Annotated in this window: 20 protein-coding genes; 9 read left to right on the forward strand and 11 right to left on the reverse strand. The window is 70.9% G+C overall.

What is annotated here, in order from left to right:
* Nucleotides 1-5: 5 nt before the first annotated feature.
* Entirely contained in the window at nucleotides 6-314 is a 309-nt protein-coding gene (locus tag SXIM_RS15165; protein ID WP_030729828.1) for a hypothetical protein, read from the reverse strand.
* A gap of 152 nt (nucleotides 315-466) precedes the next feature.
* Here SXIM_RS15165 and SXIM_RS15170 point away from each other — a divergent pair, with 152 nt between their 5' ends.
* Together SXIM_RS15170 and SXIM_RS15175 are read left to right on the forward strand one after the other, a co-directional pair.
* The gene (locus SXIM_RS15170; protein WP_030729826.1) at nucleotides 467-1,450 is read left to right on the forward strand and encodes a C40 family peptidase; all 984 of its coding nucleotides are present in this window, start codon (nucleotides 467-469) and stop codon (nucleotides 1,448-1,450) included.
* Between the two features lie 169 nt (nucleotides 1,451-1,619).
* On the forward strand, nucleotides 1,620-2,366 hold the full coding sequence (locus tag SXIM_RS15175) for a phosphatase PAP2 family protein (RefSeq protein ID WP_030729824.1): 747 nt from the start codon (nucleotides 1,620-1,622) through the stop codon (nucleotides 2,364-2,366).
* Between the two features lie 56 nt (nucleotides 2,367-2,422).
* Here the strand turns inward: SXIM_RS15175 and SXIM_RS27455 are convergent, their stop codons facing one another.
* Nucleotides 2,423-2,593, reverse strand: a complete 171-nt coding sequence (locus SXIM_RS27455) for a hypothetical protein (protein WP_168222771.1) — start codon at nucleotides 2,591-2,593, stop codon at nucleotides 2,423-2,425.
* A 43-nt stretch (nucleotides 2,594-2,636) separates the two neighbouring features.
* Here SXIM_RS27455 and SXIM_RS15180 point away from each other — a divergent pair, with 43 nt between their 5' ends.
* Complete coding sequence (locus SXIM_RS15180; protein ID WP_030729821.1) at nucleotides 2,637-3,437, forward strand: hypothetical protein; 801 nt, start codon at nucleotides 2,637-2,639, stop codon at nucleotides 3,435-3,437.
* A gap of 204 nt (nucleotides 3,438-3,641) precedes the next feature.
* On the opposite strand, the gene SXIM_RS15185 is transcribed toward SXIM_RS15180, so the two are convergent.
* Entirely contained in the window at nucleotides 3,642-3,965 is a 324-nt protein-coding gene (locus SXIM_RS15185; RefSeq protein WP_030729820.1) for a metal-sensitive transcriptional regulator, read from the reverse strand.
* A gap of 218 nt (nucleotides 3,966-4,183) precedes the next feature.
* On the opposite strand from SXIM_RS15185, the gene pstS reads away from it, so the two are divergent.
* The 4 genes from pstS (at nucleotide 4,184) to pstB (ending at nucleotide 8,342) form a co-directional block, all read left to right on the forward strand.
* Nucleotides 4,184-5,284 carry a phosphate ABC transporter substrate-binding protein PstS gene (gene pstS, locus SXIM_RS15190; protein WP_030729818.1) on the forward strand — a complete coding sequence of 367 codons (1,101 nt, stop codon included), beginning with the start codon at nucleotides 4,184-4,186 and terminating at the stop codon, nucleotides 5,282-5,284.
* 123 nt (nucleotides 5,285-5,407) lie between these two features.
* Complete coding sequence (gene pstC, locus SXIM_RS15195) at nucleotides 5,408-6,361, forward strand: phosphate ABC transporter permease subunit PstC (protein ID WP_030729816.1); 954 nt, start codon at nucleotides 5,408-5,410, stop codon at nucleotides 6,359-6,361.
* Nucleotides 6,362-6,449: 88 nt separating this feature from the next.
* Nucleotides 6,450-7,535, forward strand: coding sequence for a phosphate ABC transporter permease PstA (gene pstA, locus SXIM_RS15200; RefSeq protein ID WP_030729814.1), 1,086 nt, complete (start codon nucleotides 6,450-6,452; stop codon nucleotides 7,533-7,535).
* Between the two features lie 30 nt (nucleotides 7,536-7,565).
* Nucleotides 7,566-8,342 (forward strand): phosphate ABC transporter ATP-binding protein PstB, encoded by a 777-nt coding sequence (gene pstB, locus SXIM_RS15205; RefSeq protein ID WP_030729812.1) that lies wholly within the window; start codon nucleotides 7,566-7,568, stop codon nucleotides 8,340-8,342.
* Nucleotides 8,343-8,418: 76 nt separating this feature from the next.
* Here the strand turns inward: pstB and SXIM_RS15210 are convergent, their stop codons facing one another.
* From SXIM_RS15210 to SXIM_RS15240, 7 genes are all read right to left on the reverse strand, one after another.
* Nucleotides 8,419-11,730 (reverse strand): S8 family peptidase, encoded by a 3,312-nt coding sequence (locus tag SXIM_RS15210; RefSeq protein WP_053116209.1) that lies wholly within the window; start codon nucleotides 11,728-11,730, stop codon nucleotides 8,419-8,421.
* 444 nt (nucleotides 11,731-12,174) lie between these two features.
* Nucleotides 12,175-15,432 (reverse strand): S8 family serine peptidase, encoded by a 3,258-nt coding sequence (locus tag SXIM_RS15215; RefSeq protein WP_046724390.1) that lies wholly within the window; start codon nucleotides 15,430-15,432, stop codon nucleotides 12,175-12,177.
* Between the two features lie 226 nt (nucleotides 15,433-15,658).
* Nucleotides 15,659-16,657: an inorganic phosphate transporter gene (locus SXIM_RS15220; protein WP_030729804.1), complete on the reverse strand. Its 999-nt coding sequence runs from the start codon at nucleotides 16,655-16,657 to the stop codon at nucleotides 15,659-15,661.
* Between the two features lie 5 nt (nucleotides 16,658-16,662).
* On the reverse strand, nucleotides 16,663-17,283 hold the full coding sequence (locus SXIM_RS15225; protein WP_030729801.1) for a DUF47 domain-containing protein: 621 nt from the start codon (nucleotides 17,281-17,283) through the stop codon (nucleotides 16,663-16,665).
* A 104-nt stretch (nucleotides 17,284-17,387) separates the two neighbouring features.
* The gene (locus tag SXIM_RS15230) at nucleotides 17,388-17,738 is read right to left on the reverse strand and encodes a DUF2516 family protein (RefSeq protein WP_030729798.1); all 351 of its coding nucleotides are present in this window, start codon (nucleotides 17,736-17,738) and stop codon (nucleotides 17,388-17,390) included.
* Nucleotides 17,739-17,831: 93 nt separating this feature from the next.
* Nucleotides 17,832-18,203, reverse strand: coding sequence for a hypothetical protein (locus SXIM_RS15235; protein WP_030729796.1), 372 nt, complete (start codon nucleotides 18,201-18,203; stop codon nucleotides 17,832-17,834).
* Nucleotides 18,200-18,562 carry a helix-turn-helix domain-containing protein gene (locus tag SXIM_RS15240; protein WP_030729793.1) on the reverse strand — a complete coding sequence of 121 codons (363 nt, stop codon included), beginning with the start codon at nucleotides 18,560-18,562 and terminating at the stop codon, nucleotides 18,200-18,202. The genes SXIM_RS15235 and SXIM_RS15240 overlap by 4 nt, the downstream gene beginning before the upstream one ends.
* 136 nt (nucleotides 18,563-18,698) lie before the next feature.
* On the opposite strand from SXIM_RS15240, the gene SXIM_RS15245 reads away from it, so the two are divergent.
* On the forward strand, nucleotides 18,699-20,741 hold the full coding sequence (locus SXIM_RS15245) for an NAD(+) synthase (RefSeq protein WP_046724393.1): 2,043 nt from the start codon (nucleotides 18,699-18,701) through the stop codon (nucleotides 20,739-20,741).
* A 37-nt stretch (nucleotides 20,742-20,778) separates the two neighbouring features.
* Nucleotides 20,779-21,633: a MerR family transcriptional regulator gene (locus tag SXIM_RS15250; protein ID WP_046724395.1), complete on the forward strand. Its 855-nt coding sequence runs from the start codon at nucleotides 20,779-20,781 to the stop codon at nucleotides 21,631-21,633.
* Here SXIM_RS15250 and SXIM_RS15255 read toward each other — a convergent pair.
* On the reverse strand, nucleotides 21,630-22,043 hold the full coding sequence (locus SXIM_RS15255) for an ankyrin repeat domain-containing protein (protein ID WP_030729783.1): 414 nt from the start codon (nucleotides 22,041-22,043) through the stop codon (nucleotides 21,630-21,632). The two genes, SXIM_RS15250 and SXIM_RS15255, sit on opposite strands and share 4 nt — an antisense overlap.
* Nucleotides 22,044-22,056 lie beyond the last annotated feature (13 nt).

Consider the following 22,056-nt stretch of genomic DNA (forward strand, 5'->3'; position numbering starts at 1 on the left):
CGCGGCTAGACCGCCATGCCGTAGATGATGGTGAACAGGGTGCCGAGGGAGCCGATGATGAACACCCCGGTCAGTCCGGCCACGATCAGGCCCTTGCCCTGCTCGGCGCTGAAGGAGTCCCGCATCGCGGTGGATCCGATCCGCTGCTTGGCCGCCCCCCAGATCGCGATGCCCAGGCAGATCAGGATGGCGAGCGCCATGATGACCTGGACCATCGTCCGTGCCTCATCACCGACCGTGGCGAACGGGCCCCAGTCCGGGGCGATTCCGCCGATGAGTTCAGTGATGTCCTCTGAGTCCGCCGCAAGGAACATCCGGGTTCACCGCCCAACTGGCTCTGTGCTGTTCGATACTCGCTCTCCGCTTGCGATTGTGCCACGCCACACTGACCGAAGTACGTTCCATGGCGGTTGTGTTCGGGGAAACGCCGGGCAGACTGGGGGGAGATCGAGGGGAGCGGTGGCAGATGCGCAAGGTCGCGCTGGTCGGCGGGCTGGGGCTGGGGGGCCTGGCGTTGTTCGTGGCGCTGCTGGTGGTCGGGGTGTACAGCGCCGCCGCCGGGATCGTCGGCGGCGCGGGCAAGAACGGCGGGAAGCTGGCCAAGAACGCCGTGCCGGCCGCGTACGAGGATCTGGTGCAGGAGTGGGGGAACCTGTGCGACGAACTGTCGCCCGCGCTGCTCGCCGCCCAGCTCAACCAGGAAAGTGGCTGGAATCCGAGCGCCCAGTCCCACGCGGCGGCGCAGGGGATAGCGCAGTTCATCCCGGGCACCTGGGCGGTGCACGGCATCGACGCCAACGGTGACGGGGTCGCCGATGTGTGGGACCCCGAGGACGCCATCCCGTCGGCCGCCACCTACAACTGCTCGCTGGCCTCCTACGTGCGCGATGTGCCCGGGGACCCGGTGGAGAACATGCTCGCCGCCTACAACGCCGGCCCGTACGCGGTGATCCAGTACGGCGGCGTGCCCCCGTACACCGAGACGCAGAACTACGTGCGGATCATCCGCGCCGCCGAGGAGAGCTTCGCGGCGCCGCCGGAGGACCAGCGGCGGCTCGCGCCGTCCGAGCTGGCGGCCGGGGCGGTGCACTTCGCGCAGGAGCAGCTCGGCACCCCCTATCTGTGGGGCGGCAACGGCACCCCGGAGCACGACGGGCGGTTCGACTGCTCGGGGCTGACGAAGGCGGCCTACGAGGCGGTGGGGATCGAGCTGCCGCGGGTGGCCAACGACCAGTGGGCCAGCGGCCCGCATCCGGAACGCGACGAGCTGTTGCCGGGTGACCTGGTGTTCTTCGCCAACGACCTGACGGACTCGCGCAGCATCCACCATGTGGGGATCTATGTGGGCGGCGGCTACATGATCGACGCCCCGTACACTGGCGCCGAGATCCGCTTCGACCCCATCGATTCGGCCGATTATTTCGGCGCGACGCGGCCCACGGCCGGGTAGTAGTCTTACCGTCGCGCTCCGTCACACCACGGGCGTCTCTCTTCGGTAACGCTGTGGTGCTCTTTCGGGGACATCGGAACTCCAGGCGCGGAACATGCCGTTTCCTGGACGGGTACGCGGGCTCTCCCCTCCACCCCACGACGACATCATGAAGGGGCCGTAACGGCACATGGCTGGACTCGACAACCCCGACATCGATGTCGATCTTCTCTACAAGATCAACGGCTATGCCGACAGCCTGCCCGGCTGGGTGTCCGACGCCGTGACCTTCCTGGTGGAGTACGGCTTCGCCATCGGCCTGGTGCTCGCGGTGCTGGGCACCTGGTTCCTGGTGCGGTCCAGGGCCGGCTCCGCGCAGGCGGTGGCCGGGGTCTCCTGGGCGCTGGGCGCGGCCGGGGTCTCCTGGCTGATCAACCAGCCGATCAGCAGTTTCGTGGCGCGGCCGAGGCCGTTCATCGACCATCCGGACCTGCATGTGCTGGTCGAGGGCAAGACGGGCTGGTCGTTCGTCAGTGACCACTCCGCCGGCGCCATGGCGATCGCCGTGGGGCTGCTGCTGGTGCACCGCAAGATCGGGATCGCCGCGATCGTGCTGGCCTTCGTCCAGGGCTTCGGCCGGGTCTTCACCGCCGTCCACTACCCCACCGATGTGCTGGCCGGTTTCGCGCTGGCCACGGCGGTGGCGCTGCTGCTGTCGCCGCTGGCGCTGTACGCGCTGACCCCGCTGGTGCGGGTGCTGGCCGGTACCAGGCTGCTCGGCTGGATCGCGGTCGGCGAGGACGTACGACCGGACCGGGACCGGGACCGGGAACAGGGGAGCGCCGACGGTGCCGACGGTTCCGGTGGCGAGCAGGGCGGGGACGACGGGGGCGGCAGGCACCGGGCGCGGGCCCGGCGCGGGGTGACCGCCGCCTAGCCAGGGCTTTTCCGTCCGCTGCCGAAGGTTTTCGACGGCCCGTTCCGCCTGATCTCTCAGGCGGAACGGGCCGTCGCCGTGTGGGCGGCGGCCTCGTCGCGTGCCAGCGGCCGGGAGCGCCGGGCCGGGCCGTACCAGCCGCAGCTGCATCGGGGGGCGACGAACGGTCCGCGTTCGTTCAGGGTGACCTCGTGCCGGACCTGATCGTTCTGGCTCGCTTCGTGCACCTTCCCACGGTAACGAGTGGCCGTCCGCGTCGTTAGGCAGGCCATGGTGGGCAGAATCGCCTCGCTGGCCGCCCTGCTGCTCGCGGTCTGCGGGTGCACGGGGACGGGTGAGGCGGCGGAGGAAGACGCCGGGACGCGGCAGGCCCGGGAGACGGTGCGGCAGCTGCCGGAGGTGCTGGCGGGCGCGGGCAGCTCGCTGGTGGCGACGGCGATGGAGATGACCTCGGGCGGTACCCGGGTGACCATCCGCGGCGAGGGCGGCTATGACTTCGTGACGCGCTCCGGTGAACTGCGGGTGACGCTGCCGCTGGAGATTCCGGCCGGTGCGGTGCCTCCGGTGACGGAGGTGTTCACCCCGGGCGCGCTGTACATGAAGAACCGGGGCGCCGGGGTGCCGGCCGACAAGTGGGTGCGGGTCGATGTCACCACGCTCACGGACGGCAATCTGGTGGCCAACGGCGCCACGGATCCGCTGCTGGCGGCCGAGCTGCTGCGCGGGGTGGTGAGCGTGCGGGAGCTGCCGGAGCTGGAGCTGAACGGTGAGTGGGTGCGGCACCTGCGGGGGGTGACGGATCTGGTGGTGGCCGCGCGGGAGGCGTCGGGCCCTGCGGGCGAGCAGCTGGTGGCCGCGCTGGCGGGGTTCGCGGACCCGGTGGTGCCGTTCGACGCGTATCTGGGCGCGGACGGGCTGCCGCGCAAGATCCGGCATCAGTTCAGTCTGGGGAGCGAGCGGGGCCCGGCGGGGGTCGATGTGGCGTCAACGGTGGAGTTCTCCGGCTTCGGGACGCCGGTGACGGTGTACCTGCCGGTGCCGGAGGACCTCTACACGGGCGCGGTGGGCTGAGCGGAGCCCGTCGGGGCCGGCCCGGACGCGGGGTCCCGGGCCGGTGAAGGAGCCGGCCCAGGACCCCGCCGGGCCGGGGCAAGGGCCCGCGAAGGTGAACGGCGCCGCCGCCGAGGGTGACGTACGGGAGCTACGGGGCGGGTACGGGCGTACCGTGCGGCGCGCGGCCGGGAGCGGCGCCGCCGGTGGCGCCGCGGTCCGGTGTCAGGTGCGCAGCAGACGGGCGATCGCGGCGGTGGCCTCCTCGACCTTGGCGTCGATCTCGGGCCCGCCCTCCTGGGCGGCGTGCGCCACGCAGTGCCGCAGATGCTCCTCCAGCAGCTGGAGCGCGAAGGACTGGAGCGCCTTGGTGGAGGCGGAGACCTGCGTCAGTATGTCGATGCAGTAGACGTCCTCGTCGACCATCCGCTGCAGGCCGCGGATCTGGCCCTCGATGCGGCGCAGCCGTTTGAGGTGGGCGTCCTTGTCCTTGCTGTAGCCATGGGGACCCACGGTGGCCGGTACGGGCGTCTCCTCGGTCGTGGTCATGATCGTCCTTCCCTGCGGCCGTATACCCCCGATGGGTATAGCGTAACGAATGCGCCGTCTGCCTGGCAGTATCGTGCACCTCCCGGGTGACATGGGGTGGCGTCCGGTCCACCGGGCTGCCCTGTGGGGTTCATTTTCTGTTCACTTATGACCTTCAGTCGCTTCATCTGCTCTGCTTACTTTCGGTCTCGGACGTCTCCCGGAAGGACTGAACGACAGTGAAGCTTGGCGCCGCAGCGGCCCTGGTCACCAGCGCTCTGCTCCTCACTGCCGCCTGCGGTACCGATGACAACTCCGGGCTGCCGGGCGCGGTGGACTTCTCGGCCGATCATCTCGAGTGCGGGCCCCGCGGCTCGCTGCTCGCCTCGGGCTCCAGTGCGCAGGCCAACGCCATGGAGGTGTGGGTGAACACCTACCAGGCGAATTGTGACGACAGCCAGATCAACTACAAGGCGACCGGTTCCGGTGCCGGCATCCAGGAGTTCCTCCAGGGCCGCACCGCCTTCGCCGGCTCCGACTCGGTCATGAGCGACGAGGAACTGGCCGCCTCCCGCGCGGTGTGCGCGGACGGCGGGCAGGCCATTCACCTGCCGATGGCCGCCGGCCCCATCGCCATCGGCTACAACCTGCCGGGCGTCGAGGACCTCGTGCTGGACGCCCCCACCCTGGCGCGCGTTTTCGACTCCGGCATCACCCGCTGGAACGACCCGGCGATCGCCGCGCTCAACCCGGGCGTCACCCTGCCCGACCTCCCGATCACCCCCTTCCACCGGTCGGACGGCTCGGGCACCACCGACAACCTGACCCAGTACCTGAACGGCTCCGCGCCCCAGCAGTGGCCGTACGAGCCGGGCAAGAACTGGAAGGGCAAGGGCGGCCAGGCCGCCGACGGCTCCTCGGGCCTGGTCGGCATGGTGCAGCAGAACGCCGGGGCCATCTCGTACTTCGAGCTGTCCTACGCGCACCAGAACAACATCAGCACGGTGCGCATCGACACCGGCGCGCCCGAGCCGGTCGCGGTCTCCGTGGAGAACGCCTCCAGCGCCATCGCCGCCGGTGAGGTCGTCGGCGAGGGTGGGGACCTCGCGCTCGAACTCGACTACGCCACTCGCGAGCCAGGTGCCTACCCGATCGTTCTCGTCACGTACGAGATCATCTGTGACAAGGGGAACAACCCCGGCACGCTCGATCTGACCAAGGCATTCCTCGGCTACGCCGCCGGAGACGAGGGGCAGGGCGCCCTCGCGGAGATCGACTACGCGCCGATCCCCGACCGGATCATCGCGCAGGTGCGCGACCGTGTCGCGGGGATGTCCTGACGTGAACGCCGCCGACGCTGTACGTACGCCCGCCACCGCCGGGGCCCCCGGGACCCGCGGACCCCGTGCGACCTCCGAGATACCCGAGACGTGTGAGCCGATGCCGATATGAGCGGAAAACTCATGGGAATGCCCGAAGCCGCCCCCAGGAAGAACACGGTGCGCCTCGGTGACCGGGTCTTCAGCAACCTCTCCAAGGGATCCGGGATCGCCCTCCTGGTGATCATGGCGGCCATCGCCGTCTTCCTCACCATCCGCGCGGCCGTCGCCATCTCGAACAACGAGGGCAACTTCCTCACCACCTTCCAGTGGAACGCCAACGACTCGCCGCCGGTCTTCGGCATCGCGGTGCTGCTGTTCGGCACCGTCGTCTCCTCGGTCATCGCCATGACGCTCGCCGTCCCGGTGGCCATAGGGATCGCGCTGTTCATCTCGCACTACGCGCCGCGCCGGCTCGCCGGCCCCATCGGCTACGTGGTCGACCTGCTGGCCGCGGTGCCCAGCATCATCTACGGCCTGTGGGGCGCGCTGTTCCTGGTGCCGCACATGACGGGTCTGTTCGACTGGCTCGACCAGTTCTTCGGCTGGACCGGGATCTTCGCGTACAACGGCACCCCCGCCCGCTCGCTGATGACGGTCGGCATTCTGCTGGCGATCATGATCCTGCCGATCATCACCAGCGTCACCCGGGAAGTCTTCAAGCAGACCCCCAAGGCCCACGAGGAAGCCGCCCTGGCGCTGGGCGCCACCCGCTGGGAGGTCATCCGGATGACGGTGCTGCCCTTCGGCCGCTCCGGGATCATCAGCGCCTCCATGCTCGGCCTGGGCCGGGCCCTGGGCGAGACGATGGCCGTGGCCACCGTCCTGTCGCCCAGCTTCCTCATCAACGCCAGCCTGCTGGAGTCCGGCGGCGGCACCTTCGCCCAGAACATCGCCAGCCAGTTCAAGGAGGCCGGCTCCATGGGCCGCGACGCGCTGATCGCCTCCGGCCTGGTGCTGTTCATCCTGACCCTGCTGGTCAACGGCGCCGCCCGGCTGATCATCGCCCGGCGCAAGGAGTACTCGGGGGCCTCATGAGCGACGCACGCGCGGCTGCCGTGCCGCAGACGACAGCGATGCCCGCAGGTTGCCGCGCGGGCGGAGAAGCGAATAAAGGGCCGCAACCATGAGTGACAGCCAGACCACCCTGATCGAGGAGCCGCGTCCGCGCCGCTCCGTACGGCCCGCCACCCTGCGGCAGCCCCGGCTGCCGGCCTGGTCGCGCGGCGCGCTGCTGCTGGGCTCGGCCGCCATCGGCATCGCCACCGGCCTGGTCGCCGGGCTCGACAGCCGGATCCAGTGGGGCCTGATCGCCGCCCTGGTCTTCGTCGCCGCCGGGTTCGCGGTCACCTCCGCCGTCGAGGGCCGCCGCCAGGCCGTCGACCGGCTCGCCGCCTCCCTGGTGTGGACCAGCTTCCTGGTCGCCGTCATCCCGCTCGCCTCCCTCCTGTGGGAGACCATCGCGCGCGGCATCCCCGGCGTCAGCTGGTACTTCCTCACCCACTCCATGAACGGCGTGCTCAGCTGGCAGGACGGCGGCGGCGTCTACCACGCGCTGCTGGGCACCGTCGAGCAGGTGCTGCTCGCCTCCGTCATCGCCATACCGATCGGCCTGCTGACCGCCGTCTACCTGGTGGAGTACGGCTCCGGCCGGCTCGCCCGCGCCATCACCTTCTTCGTGGACGTGATGACCGGCATCCCCTCCATCGTGGCCGGTCTGTTCATCCTCTCCATGTGGATCATGATGATGGGCTTCGGCTACTCCGGCTTCGCCGGCGCCCTCGCCCTGTCGATCCTGATGATGCCGATCGTCGTCCGCTCCACCGAGGAGATGCTCAAGCTCGTCCCCAACGAGCTGCGCGAAGCCTCCCTGGCGCTCGGCATCCCCAAGTGGCGCACCATCCTCAAGGTCGTGCTGCCCACCGCCATCGGCGGCATCACCACCGGCATCATGCTGGCGCTGGCCCGGATCGCGGGCGAGACCGCCCCGATCATCCTGCTGGTCTTCGGCAACAACATGATCAACGGCAACCCCTTCGAAGGCGCCCAGTCCTCGCTGCCGCTGTTCGTCTACGAGCAGTGGGCGTTCGGCACGGAGTCCGCGTACGACCGGGCCTGGGCGGGCGCCCTGGTGCTGATCGCCTTCGTCATGATCCTCAATCTGGTCGCCCGGGCCATCGCCCGCTGGAAGGCCCCGAAGACCGGCCGCTGACCGGCCACCCGAGAGTAGGAGGTACACCCCATGGCCAAGCGCATCGACGTCACCGGCCTGACCGCGTACTACGGCGCCCACAAGGCGATCGACGACATCTCCATGCACGTCGAGCCCAAGTCGGTGACCGCGTTCATCGGCCCCTCCGGCTGCGGCAAGTCCACCTTCCTGCGCACCCTCAACCGCATGCACGAGGTCACCCCCGGCGGCCGCGTCGAGGGCAAGGTCCTGCTGGACGACGAGGACCTGTACGGCCCGGGCGTCGACCCGGTGTCGGTGCGCCGTACGGTCGGCATGGTCTTCCAGCGGCCCAACCCGTTCCCCACCATGTCCATCTACGACAACGTGGCGGCCGGGCTGCGGCTGAACGGCTCGTACCGCAAGTCCGAGCTGGACGAGATCGTGGAGAAGAACCTGCGCGGCGCCAACCTGTGGAACGAGGTCAAGGACCGGCTGAACAAGCCCGGTTCCGGCCTGTCCGGCGGTCAGCAGCAGCGGCTGTGCATCGCCCGCGCCACGGCGGTGGAGCCCGAGGTGCTGCTGATGGACGAGCCGTGCTCGGCGCTCGACCCCATCTCCACCCTCGCCATCGAGGACCTCATCGGGCAGCTGAAGTCGACCTTCACCATCGTGATCGTCACCCACAACATGCAGCAGGCGGCGCGGGTGTCGGACCGTACCGCGTTCTTCAACCTGGCGGCCGTGGGCCAGCCGGGCAAGCTGATCGAGATCGGCGACACCGACCGGATCTTCTCCAACCCGACCGTGCGCGCCACCGAGGACTACATCTCCGGCCGCTTCGGCTGAGCCGCGCGACCGTGTGCCCGGACCTGGCTGAGCGGCCCGCCCCCAGCCGGGCGGGCCGCTCAGGTCATGGTGCGGCTCAGGCGGTGCGGTAGGCGTCGATGACGGTGATGGTGACGGCGTTGCCGTCCCCGTCCGTCAGCGCGGCGCGCAGCGAGACCGAGCCGCCGGCCGCCGGGTTGCCGACCGTGAACGCGTCGTGGTCGACAGCCGCTTCGCTCCAGCTCGCGCCGCCGTCGAAGGACACCTCGACGGTGAGCGAGTCCACCCCATTGTCCAGGGCCGCGCCCTGGATCACCAGCGGAACGGGGAAGCTCTCCCCGGCCGGGGCGGTGGAGTCCGGCGCGAGGGCGGGGGCGAACCGTACGAGGCTGACCGGCAGCGCCTCAAGGCCCTGCGTACCGGCGGAGCGGAAGGTGAAGTCGGCCGTCACCTCGGTGGCGACCGGATACAGCCGCGGGTCCCGGCTGACGCCGGTGACCAGCCGGTACTCCGCCTCGTCAGGGGTCAGGGCGAACCCGGGCCACATGTGGTCGAGGACGGTGTCGGACCGGTCGTACTCCTGGCCGTCGCGGTAGAGCACGGAGTACTCCGCGTCGTAGTCGCCGAACCCCTCGTGCCCGGCCCCGTCGCTCAGCGGGGCGATCCAGCCGCTGAGTTCGTCGCCCTCGCGGAACACGCCCCCCGCGTAGCCGGTCAGCGAAGGGCTGAAGACCCCGGTGTTGAAGGTGCGCTCGTACGTCTCGCCGGGAGCGGCCGGCAGGTCGCGGCCGATGACCGTGGCGAACCCCGGCTCGCTCACCCACATCTGCTGGATCCAGCCGAGGTCGCCCTCGAAGAACACCCGCCGGGTGCCGGGCAGGCCGATCTCGTGGCCGACGGGCTCGGCGCCCGTCACGAAGGGCCAGGCGAACAGCGACGCCCGGTCGGAGCCGTCCGGCGAGCCGAAGTGCGTGACCGCCTCGGCCAGATCCTCCTGCCGGATCTCCCGGCTCAGCCCGGTGGAGAAGCCTGACAGGTTCTCGTCGAAGGTGTGGTAGTCGGCGTCACCGTGCGACAGCAGGGTGGTCAGATAGCTGGCGAGCTGCCAGTCCTGCGGCACCTCGCCCAGCTGCGCGGTGCGGAAGAAGCCGTCGAAGCCGCCGAGGGCCCAGGAGACGTAGAAGCCGTCCGGCGCGCCGTCCTCGACGAGCCGGTACACCAGCGCCTGGTCCTGCCGGGTGGCCGCCGGGTCGGGCGCCGTGATGGCGATCTCCTCGGCGTCGGCGGCATGCGCCTCGACCGTCACCGGCGCGTCCACCGTCAGCGAGGGGTGGACCAGCCAGGACAGCCCGTCCTCCTCGTACACATTGAGGTTCACCAGGTACCGGCCGCCCGGAACCCGGGCCGGGCCGGCGTCCTCGGAACTCAGCCACGCGGATTCCTGCGTCTCCAGGTTGATGAGATAGCCGTCCCACTCGACGGCCGTCCCGCCGCCCAGCTCGCGGGCGTCGACGCTGACCTCGAACCGCTCCGCCTCGCGGTCGACCACACCGGCGGTGCGTACGGACTGCCCGTCACCCGTGGCGGTGAGGTACAGGCTGTGCGCGCCGTAGGCCGTGCCCCGCGCGGTGTCGGCGGTGACCTCGACGGTGGCGGTGCCGCCGGCCGGGACGGTCACCCGGTCGGCGGAGAGGGTGAAGAAGCCCTCGGGCGCCGGGTCGCCCTCGGGGCCGAGGGTGTCGGCGGACAGGTCGAGGGTGACGTCGGTGTCACCGAGGTTGCGGTACGTCAGCTCCCGGGTGACCGGGTCGGCGTCCTCGTGCGGGAAGGGCACGGTGCCGAAGCTGAGCGAGGAGGTCTCGGCGATGACGGTGCTGTCGAGGGCGGCGGCCACGTCGATGCGGCCGGAGCCCTGCTGATGGGCGCTCAGGCCCTCGCCGCCGATGGTGGAGCCGGTCAGCGCGGCCTTGATCTGCTGTCCGGTCCAATCGGGGTGCCGCTGCTTGAGCAGGGCTGCGGCGCCTGCGGCGTGCGGAGTGGCCATGGAGGTGCCGGAGATGGCGACGTAGCCGTCGGCGACCGGAGTGCCGTACTGCCAGATCGCCGCACCGGGGGAGCCGGCCGCCGCGATGTCCACGCCGGGGGCGGTGACATCGGGCTTGAGCGCGCCGTCGCGGGTGCGCGGGCCGGTGGAGGAGAAGCCGGCGAGCCGGTCGGACTTGTCGACGGCGCCGATGGTGAGGGCGGCGTCGGCGGTGCCCGGTGTGCCGATGGTGCCGGGCCCAGGACCGTCGTTGCCGGCCGCGATGACGAACAGCGCGTCGGACTCGGCGGAGAGCCGGTTGACGGCCTCTTCCATGGGGTCGATGGCGGAGTCGGCCCAGCCGCCCAGGCTCATGGAGATGATGTCGGCGCCCTGGTCGACGGCCCACTCCATGCCGGCGATGATGCCCGACTCCCAGCCGGAGCCTTCGTCGTTCAGCACCTTGCCGTTGAGGAGGCCGGCCCCGGGGGCGACACCGGTGTACGCGCCGCCCGCGTGCGCGCCGGTGCCGGCCACCGTGGAGGCGACGTGGGTGCCGTGGCCGTCGCGGTCGCCGGTGTGGCCGGTCCCGGCGAAGTCCTCGGCGGCGATGACCTTGCCGCCGGCCAGGTCGGCGTGCTCCTCGCTGACGCCGGTGTCCAGGACGGCGACCTTCACGCCCTCGCCGTCGTACCCGGCCTCCCACGCGGTGTGGGCGCCGATCTGCGGGACGGACTCGGCGAGCGACTTCTCGACGACGCCGTCCAGCGCGACGGTCGCGATGCCGGGGGCGGCGGTGAGGGCGAACGTGTCCCCGCCGGCCGGCCGGGTCAGCGCGTCCCACAGGCCGGTGGTCTCCTCGGCGGTGACGGTGAACGCCTCGCCGTTGAGGGACTCCAGTGCCGTGCGGTCTCCGGCCGCCTCCCCGGTGGTGTCCGCGAGCAGGGCGGCGGCGGTGTCCTGGACCCGCTGGGTGCCGCCGTAGGTGACGATCAGCGGGAGCCCGCCGAGCGCACGGTAGCGGTCGGCGGCCAGCCTGGTGACGTTGAACAGCCGCTCGTCCAGCGTGCCGGCGTCGATGAGGGCGCGGGCGTCCCGGGGGACGACGAGGGTCTCGCCGTCCCGGGTGAAGGTCTGGACCGGGACGGAGGCGCGGCCCTCGGCCGGTATCAGCCCCCGGTACGTCCCGTCCTCGTTGATCAGGACCCGGTCGCCGGTGATGAGGAAGAGCTCGTGCGAACCGGCGGAGCCGGTGGTGGCGGGCGCGCCGGGGGAGCCCGGGCCCGCGGGGTCGCCGGGGGCGGCCCCGGCGGGTGCGGCGAGTCCGGCGGCCAGGGCCACCGCGATCGCCCCGGCGGCCAGGCCGCGCGGGTACTTTTTGGACAACTGTCCTCCAGGGAAGTGGTGACGGGCGGTGCCGGCCCCGGCCCGCCGGACGGGGTGCCGCCGGTGGCCGGGCCGTGGGGGAGTGGTTCAGCGGGTGCGGCGGCGGTCCGTGCCGCCGGTCCCCGCACGGGACGGATGGCATGACCGTCGCAACGTTCCCCCCCACCTGTCGGAAGTGCACCGTTTGCGCAAGGGTGTGCCTCACCCTCCGCGACGCCAGATCCTGTCCGGGTTACGGCGGCCGGGGGAGGCTCGCACGTGGGGGAAGCGTGAAGGAATGGCGGGGCTTTTTTGTGGTTGCCTCATTTTCGGCCGAGCTCGTGACCCTCCGGCCGAGGCGAAGAACCAGGTCACCGGCGGCGTGCCCACGCCGGGCACACGCAAGGGCGGCCCCCACCGGAACTCTCCGGTGGGGGCCGCCCCTTCCTGCGTGGTGCGGAACGATCAGGCGGTGCGGTAGGCGTCGATGATCGTCTGCGTGCTGGTGTTGCCGTCCGCGTCGGTGACCTCGGCGTGCAGCGACACGGAGCCGCCGGCCGCCGGGTTGTCCACGGTCGCCACCCCGTCGGCGACGGCCGCGTCCAGCCAGGTCTCGCCGCCGTCGGTGGAGTACGAGATCACGACGGTGGACCCGTCACCGGCGCCTGAGCCCTGCACGGTGAAGGGCACCTCGAAGGAGGTCTCACCGGCCGGGGCGGTGGAGTCCAGCGCCAGCGCCGGGCTGTAGCGGACCCCGGAGGCGGGCAGCTGGACCCACTCCTCGTCGGTGCCGCCCGAGGTGAAGGTGAAGGAGGCGGTGATCTCGGTGCTGACCGGGAAGACGTCAGCGTCGCGGCCGACGGTGGTCACCAGCTCGTACGCGGCCTCCTCGGCGGGCAGCTCAAAGGTCGCGAAGTCCAGCACGTCGTCGAAGACCGCGAACTCCTCGCCGTCGCGGTACAGGACCGTACGGGCGTTGTCCTCGTCGTACGGAGTGCTGCCCCAGTGCCCCGCGCCGTCCGCGAAGGGGATGAGCTGGCCCCACAGGAGGTCGCCCTCGCGGACGAGGCCGCCGTACTCGCCGTCGACCAGCGGGCCGAACACCCCGACGTTGAAGGTGCGTTCGACCGACTCACCGGCCTCGTACTCGCGCGCCTCGGCCTCGTAGAAGCTGTCGGACCCGAGGGCCCACAGGTCCTGTCCCCAGCCGGTGGCACCGGTCTCGACGAACACCGTGGTGGTGCGCGGCAGTTCCTTCTCCGTGGCGGAGGCGAAGCCCAGTTCCGTGGCCCAGGTGAACAGCACACCGCTGTCACCGGCGACCGGGGAACCCTGGTGGGTGACGATCTCCGCGAGGTCCTCGGGCTTGATCCGACGCTCCAGGCCGGTGTAGAAGCCCTCCTCGTGGATGTACGCGCCCTGGTACTGGGTGTCCTCGCGTTCCCAGGTGGTGGTGGCGTACCCGGAGATCCGGTTGCCCTCGCCCGGCTCACCCAGCTGCGCGGTGCCGAAGCCCTCCGGCAGACCGCCGGCGGACCAGCCGGAGTTCAGGGAGAAGTCGTCGCTCTCCAGCACGAAACCGGCCGACAGGTCGATCTGCGTGGCGGCGTCGTCCGGGGAGGCGTACACCAACTCCTCGGCCTCACGGGCGTCGACGCTGACGGCGGTGTCCTCGGTGACGGTCAGACCGGGGAGCACCAGCCAGTCGATGCCGTCGAGGTACTCCTGTGCCTCGTCCGGTTCGAGCACCGAGACGGCGATGGCGTACTCGCCCTCGGGCACCCGGGCGGTCTGGTAGACGTCGAACCACTCACCGGTGGTCAGGTTGTACAGGTCGCCGTAGTAGAACTCGGAGGCCTCCCCGTCGCGGCCGGTGACCTCCAGGGTGAGGTCGAACTTCTCCGCCTCCCGCTCGACGGCCCCGGCGGTGCGGATGCTCTGGCCGTTGTCACCGGTGGCGGTGATGTACGCGCTGTAGATGCCGTACTGGTCGCCCAGCGCGGTGTGGGCGGTGACCTCGACGGTGGCGGTACCACCGGCCGGGACGGTCACCTGGTCGGCGGAGAGCGTGTAGAAGCCCCCCGGCGCGGCGCCGCCCTCCGTGTCCAGGGTCTCCAGAGCGAGGTCCAGGGTGACGTCGGTGTCACCGAGGTTGCGGTACGTCAGCTCCTGCGTGACCGGGTCGGCCTCCTCGTGCGGGAAGGGCACGATGCCGAAGCTGAGCGAGGTGGTCTCGGCGATGACCGTGGCGTCCATCGCGGACGGCACGTCGATGCGGCCCGAGCCCTGCTGGGTGGCCGACAGACCCTCGCCGCCGATGGTGGAGCCGGTGAGCACGGCCTTGAGCTGCTCGCCCGTCCACTCGGGGTGCTGCTGCTTGAGCAGCGCGGCGGCGCCCGAGGCGTGCGGGGTGGCCATCGAGGTGCCGGAGATGGCGACGTAGCCGTCGGCGACCGGGTCGCCGTACTGCCAGATCGCGGCGTCGGGGGCACCGGCGGCGGCGATGTCGACGCCGGGGGCGGTGACGTCCGGCTTCAGCGCGCCGTCGCGGGTGCGCGGGCCGACCGAGGAGAAGTCGGCGAGCTGATCGGACTTGTCGACGGCGCCGATGGTGAGGGCGGCGTCCGCGGTACCCGGCGAGCCGATGCTGCCCGCGTACGGACCGGAGTTGCCGGCCGCGATGACGAACAGCGCGTCGGACTCGGCGGAGAGCCGGTTGACGGCCTCCTCCATCGGGTCGATCTCGAAGCCGGCCGGGCCGCCCAGGCTCATGGAGATGATGTCGGCGCCCTGGTCGACGGCCCACTCCATGCCCTCGATGATGTCCGACTCCCAGCCGCCGCCGTTGTCGTCCAGCACCTTGGCGCTGATGATCTCCGCGCCGGGGGCGACACCGGTGTACGTACCGCCGGAGTGCGCGCCGGTGCCGGCCACCGTGGAGGCGACGTGGGTGCCGTGGCCGTCGCGGTCGACGGCGTCGGGCGAGTCGGAGAAGTTCTCGGCGGCGGTGACCTTGCCGTCGGCGAGGTCGGGGTGGGCGTCGCTGACACCGGTGTCGACGACGGCGACCTTCACGCCCTCGCCGTCGTACCCGGCCTCCCACGCCTCGGGCGCGCCGATCTGCGGCACCGACTCGGCCAGCGTCTTGTGCGCCACGCCGTCCAGGGCGATGGCGGTGATGCCCGGCGTGGCGGCCAGCGCGAACGCCTCGCCGCCGCCGGTGGTGCGGGTGAGCGCGGCCCACACGTCCGCGGTCTCCTCGGCGGTGACGACGAGCGCCTCGCCGTTGAGGGACTCCAGGAAGGTGCTGTCCTCGGAGCCCTGTGGCGCGGCGTCCGCGAGCAGGGACGCGGCGCTGTCCTGGGTACGGGCCTGGCCGCCGTAGGTGACGATCAGCGGCAGCCCGCCGGCCTGCTGGTAGCGCTCGGTCGCCAGCCGGCTGACGTTGAACAGTCGCTGGTCCAGGCTTCCGGCCCGGATGAGGGAGCGGGCGTCCTGCGGGATGACGTAGGAGTCGCCGGCGATGGTGAGGTGCTGGACGGGTATGGACTCCCGGCCCTCGGCCCGTATCAGGCCTCTGACCTGGCCGTCCTGGCCGACGACGACCTGGTCACCCGTGATGAGGGTGACGCGCAGCCCTGAGCCGTCGGAGGTGATGGAGTCGATGCCCCCCTGGGAGCCGCCCGGCGCGGCGACGGCCGGAACGGCCGCGCCCGCGGCCATCGCGACGGCGATGGCCCCGGCAGCAAGGGATCGATGGAATTTCTTCCGCAACTGTGCCCCCACATGTCGGTGGTGTACCGATGGCGGGAGGCGTCCGCTGCCCCCCGCGCCGCCCAGATCATGTCCGGGTCAGAGGGGTCGTGCGACAGCCGTCCTGGGAGAAGCGGTGAAAGAAGCGTGCGGCTTTTATGTGGTTCCCGGGTTTTCAGCCGTTGCTGATCGAGGTTCAGCCGAAGAAGAGGTGGATCACCCAGTACGTGATCGCCGCCACGGCGCCGGCCGCCGGCATCGTGATGAACCATCCCTTGACGATCGACTTGGCCACGCCCCAGCGCACCGCGCTGACCCGCTTGGTGGCCCCCGCGCCCATGATCGCCGAGGTGATCACGTGGGTGGTGGAGATCGGGGCGTTGAAGATGTACGAGGCGGAGTACAGCACGGAGGCGGCGGTGGTCTCGGCGGCGAACCCGCGCGGCGGGTCCAGCTCGATGATCCGGCGGCCCAGCGTGCGCATGATGCGCCAGCCCCCCGCGTACGTGCCCAGCGACAGCATTCCGGCGCAGGCGATCTTCACCCACACCGGGATGGCGCCGCCCTCCGGTTCCACGTCGGCGATGACCAGCGCCATGAAGACCACGCCCATGGTCTTCTGCGCGTCCTGGAGTCCGTGCCCGAGCGCCATGCCGGCGGCCGAGACGGTCTGCGCTATCCGGAAGCCGCGCTGGGCCCGGTGCGGGTTGGCGCGCCGGAACAGCCACAGGATGGCCACCATCACCAGATAGCCCAGCAGCAGGCCGATGAGGGGCGAGACGAACATCGGGATGACGATCTTGGAGAGCACACCGTCCCAGTGGACGGTGCTCGCTCCGGCCAGCGCCGCCCCGACCAGGCCGCCGAACAGGGCGTGCGAGGAGGACGAGGGGAGGCCGAAATACCAGGAGATCATGTTCCAGGTGATCGCCCCGAGCAGCCCGGCGAACAAGATGATCATGCCTTGTTTGCCGGTGGGGGTGTCGATCAGCCCTTCGCTCACCGTCTTGGCGACGCCGCTGCCGAGGAAGGCGCCGGCCAGGTTCATCACGGCGGCCATGCCCAGCGCGACCCGCGGGGTCAGCGCCCGGGTGGAGATGGAGGTGGCGATGGCGTTCGCCGAGTCGTGGAAGCCGTTGGTGTAGGTGAAGAAGAGCGCCGCACCGATGACGACGAGAAGGGCGAACGTGTCCACGTGGGTCAGGACTCCTTGACCACGATGGTCTCCACCGTGTTGGCGACGGCCTCGAAGGCGTCGGCCGCCTCCTCAAGGACGTCCACGACCTGCTTGAGCTTCATGACCTCTATGGCCTCGTAGGTGCCGTTGAAGAGGTGCGCGAGCAGCTTGCGGTGGATCTGGTCCGCCTGGTTCTCCAGCCGGTTGACCTCGATCCAGTACTCGTTGAGGTGCTCCATGGTGCGCAGGTGCGGCATGGCCTCGGCGGTCAGCTCGGCCGCGCGGTGCAGCACCTCGATCTGCTGGGCGACGCCCTTGGGCAGCTCCTGGAGCTCATAGAGGACGACGAGATCGACGGCCTCCTCCATGAAGTCCATGATGTCGTCCAGCCGGGAGGCCAGCCGGTAGATGTCCTCGCGGTCGAACGGGGTGATGAACGAGGAGTTCAGCTGGTGGAAGATCGCATGGGTCGCGTCATCCCCGGCATGCTCCGCCGCGCGCATCCGGTCGGCGATTTCTACGCGCGTGGCGGGTTCGGCCGCCAGCAGTTCCATCAGCAGCTTCGAGCCACTGAGAACGTTGTCGGCGGAGATGGCGAACAGGTCGTAGAAGCTCGTCTCCCGGGGCGTCAGGCGAAATCGCACTGGAGTTCCTCTGGGGTTCATCAACGGGTGTACCCGATGATGCTAAGTGCTGATTCCGGCCACGGCTAACCATGCGACCTGACTCGTTACCTCTTGGCAGCCGATCAGCGGTTTCCGTTGTACGGACCGTACGGCCCGTCGCTGCTGCTCCAGCCACCGCCCCGGCCGCCGTGGCCGCCGCGCCCGGTGACGGCGGCGATGGCGGGCTTCACGTCCACGATGTAGACGATGGCGGCCACGAGGCCGACCAGGTTCAGCAGCAGGAACCCGAGCGGGAGCAGCTGCACGACGACGGCCAGGCCCAGGATGATCAGCCAGAACGGCTTCGTCTGCTTGCCGGCGGCCCGGAAGGCGTCCTCGCGCTGAAGCGCGGCGTGCACCAGGGCGTAAATGCTCAGGATGAGCAGCGCGAGGGTGAGAAGCCCCCACAGGGAGTAGAACCCGTTCAACAACATTCCGTCCACCACCATGGTCCGCGCCGGCCGTCCACTTCCACGCTACCGGGCGCGGCGCCGGGCGCGTAGTGCTGAAAGGTGCTGAAAGTCACCTCATGCCCGCGGGGACTCCGTGTCACTCTTCGTGTCGTCCTTCGGGGCGCCCTTGGCGAGCGGGGTGACCTCGGGCTCCGCCCGCTCCACGATCACCTCGGGGGTCCCGGCGTCCCGCTCCTCCTCCTCACGCGCCGCGGCGGCCCGCTCGGCGCGCCAGGTCTCCACGGCGCCCTTGCCACGCTCGGACAGCTCGTCGTAGGTCTCCTTGGCCTTCGCCGCGTACACCCGGAAGGTGCTCTGCGCCTGCTCCCGCAGCTCGGGGGCGTGGGTGCGCAGCTCCCGCAGCTTCTCGGCGGCCAGGTCGGCGGTGCCGGCGGCCGCGTAGCTCGCGGTGGTCACGGTCTTGCGGATCTCGTCGGTGATGGTCACGGCTTCTCCTTTTCCTGCCTGCTCCGGTCGTTGCGGAACGAGGTGTAGATCTGTAGCAGCGCCTGCTTCTGTTCGTCGGAGAGGTCCGGGTCGGCGAGCACCGCCGCCGGCACCCCGCCGGCCTCCGTCTGCTCCTTGACGGCGTCGGCGTCGAGAATCCCGGCCTGGACGTACAGCGTCTCCGCGGAGATCCGCAGGCCCTTGGCGATCTGCTGCAGGATCTCCGCGCTGGGCTTGCGCAGCCCGCGCTCGATCTGGCTGAGGTAGGGATTCGATACCCCGGCGACGTCCGCGAGCTGCCGCAGCGACAATTTCGCCTGCCGCCGCTGCTCCCGCAGAAACTCTCCGAGTGACGCCATGCCTCCAGCGTGCCGCATGCTGCTAACTTCTGCAAGCACATTCGCTAGCAGATGTGCAGCAGTGCTCCCCGGCCTTCGCCCAAGGTCACCGCATACGATTCCAGTGCCATCCTGTCGCCGGAAAGGGGCCGCACGCATGACCGACTTCGGGTCGATCTACCAGCACGGATTCGCCCGGGTCGCCGCCTGTACCGGCCACGCCGCCATCGCCGACCCGCCCGCCAACGCCGAGGCCGTCCTGCGCCAGGCCCGCCGCTGCGCCGAGGACGGCGCGGCCGTCGCCGTCTTCCCCGAGCTGTGCCTGTCCGGCTACTCCATCGAGGACCTGCTGCTCCAGGACGCCGTGCTCGACGAGGTCGAGACCGCGCTCGCCACCGTGGTCGCCGCCTCCGCCGACCTGCTGCCGGTCCTGGTCGTCGGCGCCCCGCTGCGCCACCGCCACCGGATCTACAACTGCGCGGTGCTCGTGCACCGCGGCCGGATCCTCGGCATCGCGCCCAAGTCCTACGTGCCGAACTACCGCGAGTTCTACGAGCGCCGGCAGATCGCGGCCGGCGACGACGAGCGCGGCGGCACCCTGCGGATCGGCGGCGCCACCGTCCCCTTCGGCACCGACCTGCTCTTCGCGGCCGAGGACATCCCCGGCCTCGTCCTGCACGCGGAGATCTGCGAGGACATGTGGGTGCCGGTGCCGCCCAGCGCCGAGGCCGCGCTGGCCGGGGCCACCGTCCTGGTCAACCTCTCCGGCAGCCCCATCACCGTCGGCCGCGCCGAGGACCGCACGCTGCTGTGCCGCTCCGCCTCCGCCCGCTGCCTGGCCGCGTACGTCTACGCCGCCGCCGGGCTGGGCGAGTCGACCACCGATCTGTCCTGGGACGGGCAGACCATGATCTACGAGAACGGCACGCTGCTCGCCGAGAGCGACCGCTTCCCGCAGGGCGACCAGTACGCGGTCGCCGACATCGACCTCGACCTGCTGCGCCAGGAACGGCAGCGGATGGGCACCTTCGACGACAACCGCCGCACCCACGCCGCCCGCACCGGCGGCTACCGGCAGATCCCGTTCACCCTCGACCCGCCCGCCGGGGACCTGGGACTGCGCCGCCGCCTGGAACGCTTCCCCTTCGTCCCCGCCGACCCCGCCCGGCTCGCCCAGGACTGCTACGAGGCGTACAACATCCAGGTCGCCGGGCTCCAGCGGCGGCTCGCCGCGATCGGCGGCCCCAAGATCGTCATCGGCGTCTCGGGCGGCCTGGACTCCACCCACGCGCTGATCGTCGCCGCCCGCGCCATGGACCAGGCGGGCCGCCCGCGCAGCGACATCCTCGGCTTCACCCTGCCCGGCTTCGCCACCAGCGACCACACCAAGCACAACGCGCACAAGCTCATGCGCGCCCTGGGCATCACCGCCGCCGAACTCGACATCAGCCCCACCGCCCGCCTGATGCTGGAGGAGCTGGGCCACCCGTTCTCCCAGGGCGAGCCCGTCTACGACATCACCTTCGAGAACGTGCAGGCCGGGCTGCGCACCGACTACCTGTTCCGGCTGGCCAACCAGCGCGGCGGCATCGTGCTCGGCACCGGCGACCTGTCCGAACTGGCCCTGGGCTGGTGCACGTACGGCGTCGGCGACCAGATGAGCCACTACAACGTCAACTCCGGCGTGCCCAAGACGCTCATCCAGCACCTCATCCGCTGGGTGATCAGCACCGACCAGTTCGGCGCCGAGACGAACGAGACGCTGACCGCCATCCTCGACACCGAGATCAGCCCCGAGCTGGTGCCGGGCGAGGAACTCCAGTCCACCGAGTCGAAGATCGGCCCGTACGCGCTGCACGACTTCACGCTCTTCCACATCCTGCGGTACGGCTTCCGCCCGTCGAAGATCGCCTTCCTGGCCTGGCACGCCTGGCGCGACCCGCGCACCGGCGGCTGGCCGCCGATGTTCCCCGAGGCCGAGCGGGTGGCGTACGACCTGCCCGAGATCCGGCACTGGCTGGACACCTTCGCCCGCCGCTTCTTCGGCTTCGCCCAGTTCAAGCGCTCCGCGATGCCCAACGGCCCCAAGGTGCTGGCAGGCGGCTCCCTCTCCCCGCGCGGCGACTGGCGCGCCCCCTCCGACACCACCGCCGACGCCTGGCTGCGCGACCTCGACCGCTGGGAGTGGCCGCGGGCTTGACCCTCACACCGTGGCAGGCCGTGTGGTGGGAGACGTCATGATCAGTATCGGAGACTTTGCCAGATACGGCCGGGTGTCGGTGCGCATGCTGCGCCACTACGACGCCCTCGGCCTCCTCGTGCCCGCCCGCACCGACCCCCACAGCGGCTACCGCTGGTACGAGGCCGGTCAGCTGGCCCGGCTCAACCGCATCGTCGCGCTCAAGGGGCTCGGCTTCTCACTCCAGCAGGTCGGGGAGATCCTCGGCGAGCGGGTGAGCGGCACCGAGCTGCGCGGGATGCTGCGGCTGCGCCGTGCCGAGCTGGCGGCGGCCCTGGAGGCCGACGCCCGGCGGCTGGCCGGTGTCGAGGCAAGGCTCCGCGTCATCGAGAGCGAGGGGCACATGCCCACCAGTGATGTCGTCATCAAGAAGATCCCCGGCGCCCGCGTCGCCGAGCTGACCAGGACCGCCGGCGCAGCCTCCCCGGAGGCGATCGGCCCGGTCATCGGGCCGCTGTACGCCCGGCTGACGGAGCTGCTCGCCCAGGCCGGCATCCGGCCCTCGGGCCCCGGGATCGCCCGCTACGAGCCGGCCCCGGGCGGCGAGTCCGTCACCGTGCACGCCGGGATCCAGGTCGCGGTCGACGCCGACCACCCCGGGGCGCGGGCCGCCGGGATCGCCATCGTCGACCTCCCGCCGATCGAGACCGCCGCCACCGTCGTCCACCACGGGCCGATGGCGGACCTGCTGCCCACCCTCCAGACCCTGGCCCACTGGATCGCGTCCCACGGGTACGTCTCCGCCGGGTACGCGCGCGAGCTGTACCTGGAGTGCCCGCCCGGGGACGAGAGCGCCTGGGTGACCGAACTCCAGGAGCCGGTCGGACGCCCCGGCCCGGACACGGCCTCCTAGCCGGCGGCGCCGAACAGCTCCAGCAGATCGGCCTTCGCGAACATCCGGGCGGTGTCGATGGCGGAGGGCTGCCCGGCCGCCGGGTCAGCGCCCGCCGCCACCAGCGTGCGGACCACCTCCGTCTCGCCCTTGAACACCGCTCCCGCCAGCGGCGTCTGACCCCGGTCATTGGCCCGGCCGGGGTCGGCGCCGCGCTGGAGCAGCGCCTCCACCGTTCTGGCGTGGCCGTGGTAGGCGGCCAGCATCAGCAGGGTGTCCCCCTTGTCGTTGCTGAGGTTCGGGGGAACACCCGCGTCCACGTACGCCGCCACCGTGTCCGTGTCCCCGTCCCGGGCGAGATCGAAGATCTTCGCCGCGAGCTGGAGCACCTCGGGGTCGTGCGCGGGTTCGTGGCGCTCTGGGGACGTCATGGCGGTATGCCTC

The organism is Streptomyces xiamenensis (assembly GCF_000993785.3).
In the GTDB taxonomy this organism is placed as follows: Bacteria; Actinomycetota; Actinomycetes; order Streptomycetales; family Streptomycetaceae; genus Streptomyces; species Streptomyces xiamenensis.

Excerpts from the sequence above, each read along its gene's own strand:
- SXIM_RS15170 (WP_030729826.1), top strand. The coding sequence starts at position 467 with ATGCGCAAGGTCGCGCTGGTCGGCGGGCTGGGGCTGGGGGGCCTGGCG.
- SXIM_RS15245 (WP_046724393.1), top strand. The coding sequence starts at position 18,699 with ATGACCGACTTCGGGTCGATCTACCAGCACGGATTCGCCCGGGTCGCC.
- SXIM_RS15230 (WP_030729798.1), bottom strand. The coding sequence starts at position 17,738 with ATGTTGTTGAACGGGTTCTACTCCCTGTGGGGGCTTCTCACCCTCGCG.
- SXIM_RS15240 (WP_030729793.1), bottom strand. The coding sequence starts at position 18,562 with ATGGCGTCACTCGGAGAGTTTCTGCGGGAGCAGCGGCGGCAGGCGAAA.
- pstC (WP_030729816.1), top strand. The coding sequence starts at position 5,408 with ATGGGAATGCCCGAAGCCGCCCCCAGGAAGAACACGGTGCGCCTCGGT.
- SXIM_RS15165 (WP_030729828.1), bottom strand. The coding sequence starts at position 314 with ATGTTCCTTGCGGCGGACTCAGAGGACATCACTGAACTCATCGGCGGA.
- SXIM_RS15175 (WP_030729824.1), top strand. The coding sequence starts at position 1,620 with ATGGCTGGACTCGACAACCCCGACATCGATGTCGATCTTCTCTACAAG.
- SXIM_RS15180 (WP_030729821.1), top strand. The coding sequence starts at position 2,637 with ATGGTGGGCAGAATCGCCTCGCTGGCCGCCCTGCTGCTCGCGGTCTGC.
- pstA (WP_030729814.1), top strand. The coding sequence starts at position 6,450 with ATGAGTGACAGCCAGACCACCCTGATCGAGGAGCCGCGTCCGCGCCGC.
- SXIM_RS15255 (WP_030729783.1), bottom strand. The coding sequence starts at position 22,043 with ATGACGTCCCCAGAGCGCCACGAACCCGCGCACGACCCCGAGGTGCTC.
- pstB (WP_030729812.1), top strand. The coding sequence starts at position 7,566 with ATGGCCAAGCGCATCGACGTCACCGGCCTGACCGCGTACTACGGCGCC.
- SXIM_RS15215 (WP_046724390.1), bottom strand. The coding sequence starts at position 15,432 with ATGGCCGCGGGCGCGGCCGTTCCGGCCGTCGCCGCGCCGGGCGGCTCC.
- SXIM_RS15250 (WP_046724395.1), top strand. The coding sequence starts at position 20,779 with ATGATCAGTATCGGAGACTTTGCCAGATACGGCCGGGTGTCGGTGCGC.
- SXIM_RS15185 (WP_030729820.1), bottom strand. The coding sequence starts at position 3,965 with ATGACCACGACCGAGGAGACGCCCGTACCGGCCACCGTGGGTCCCCAT.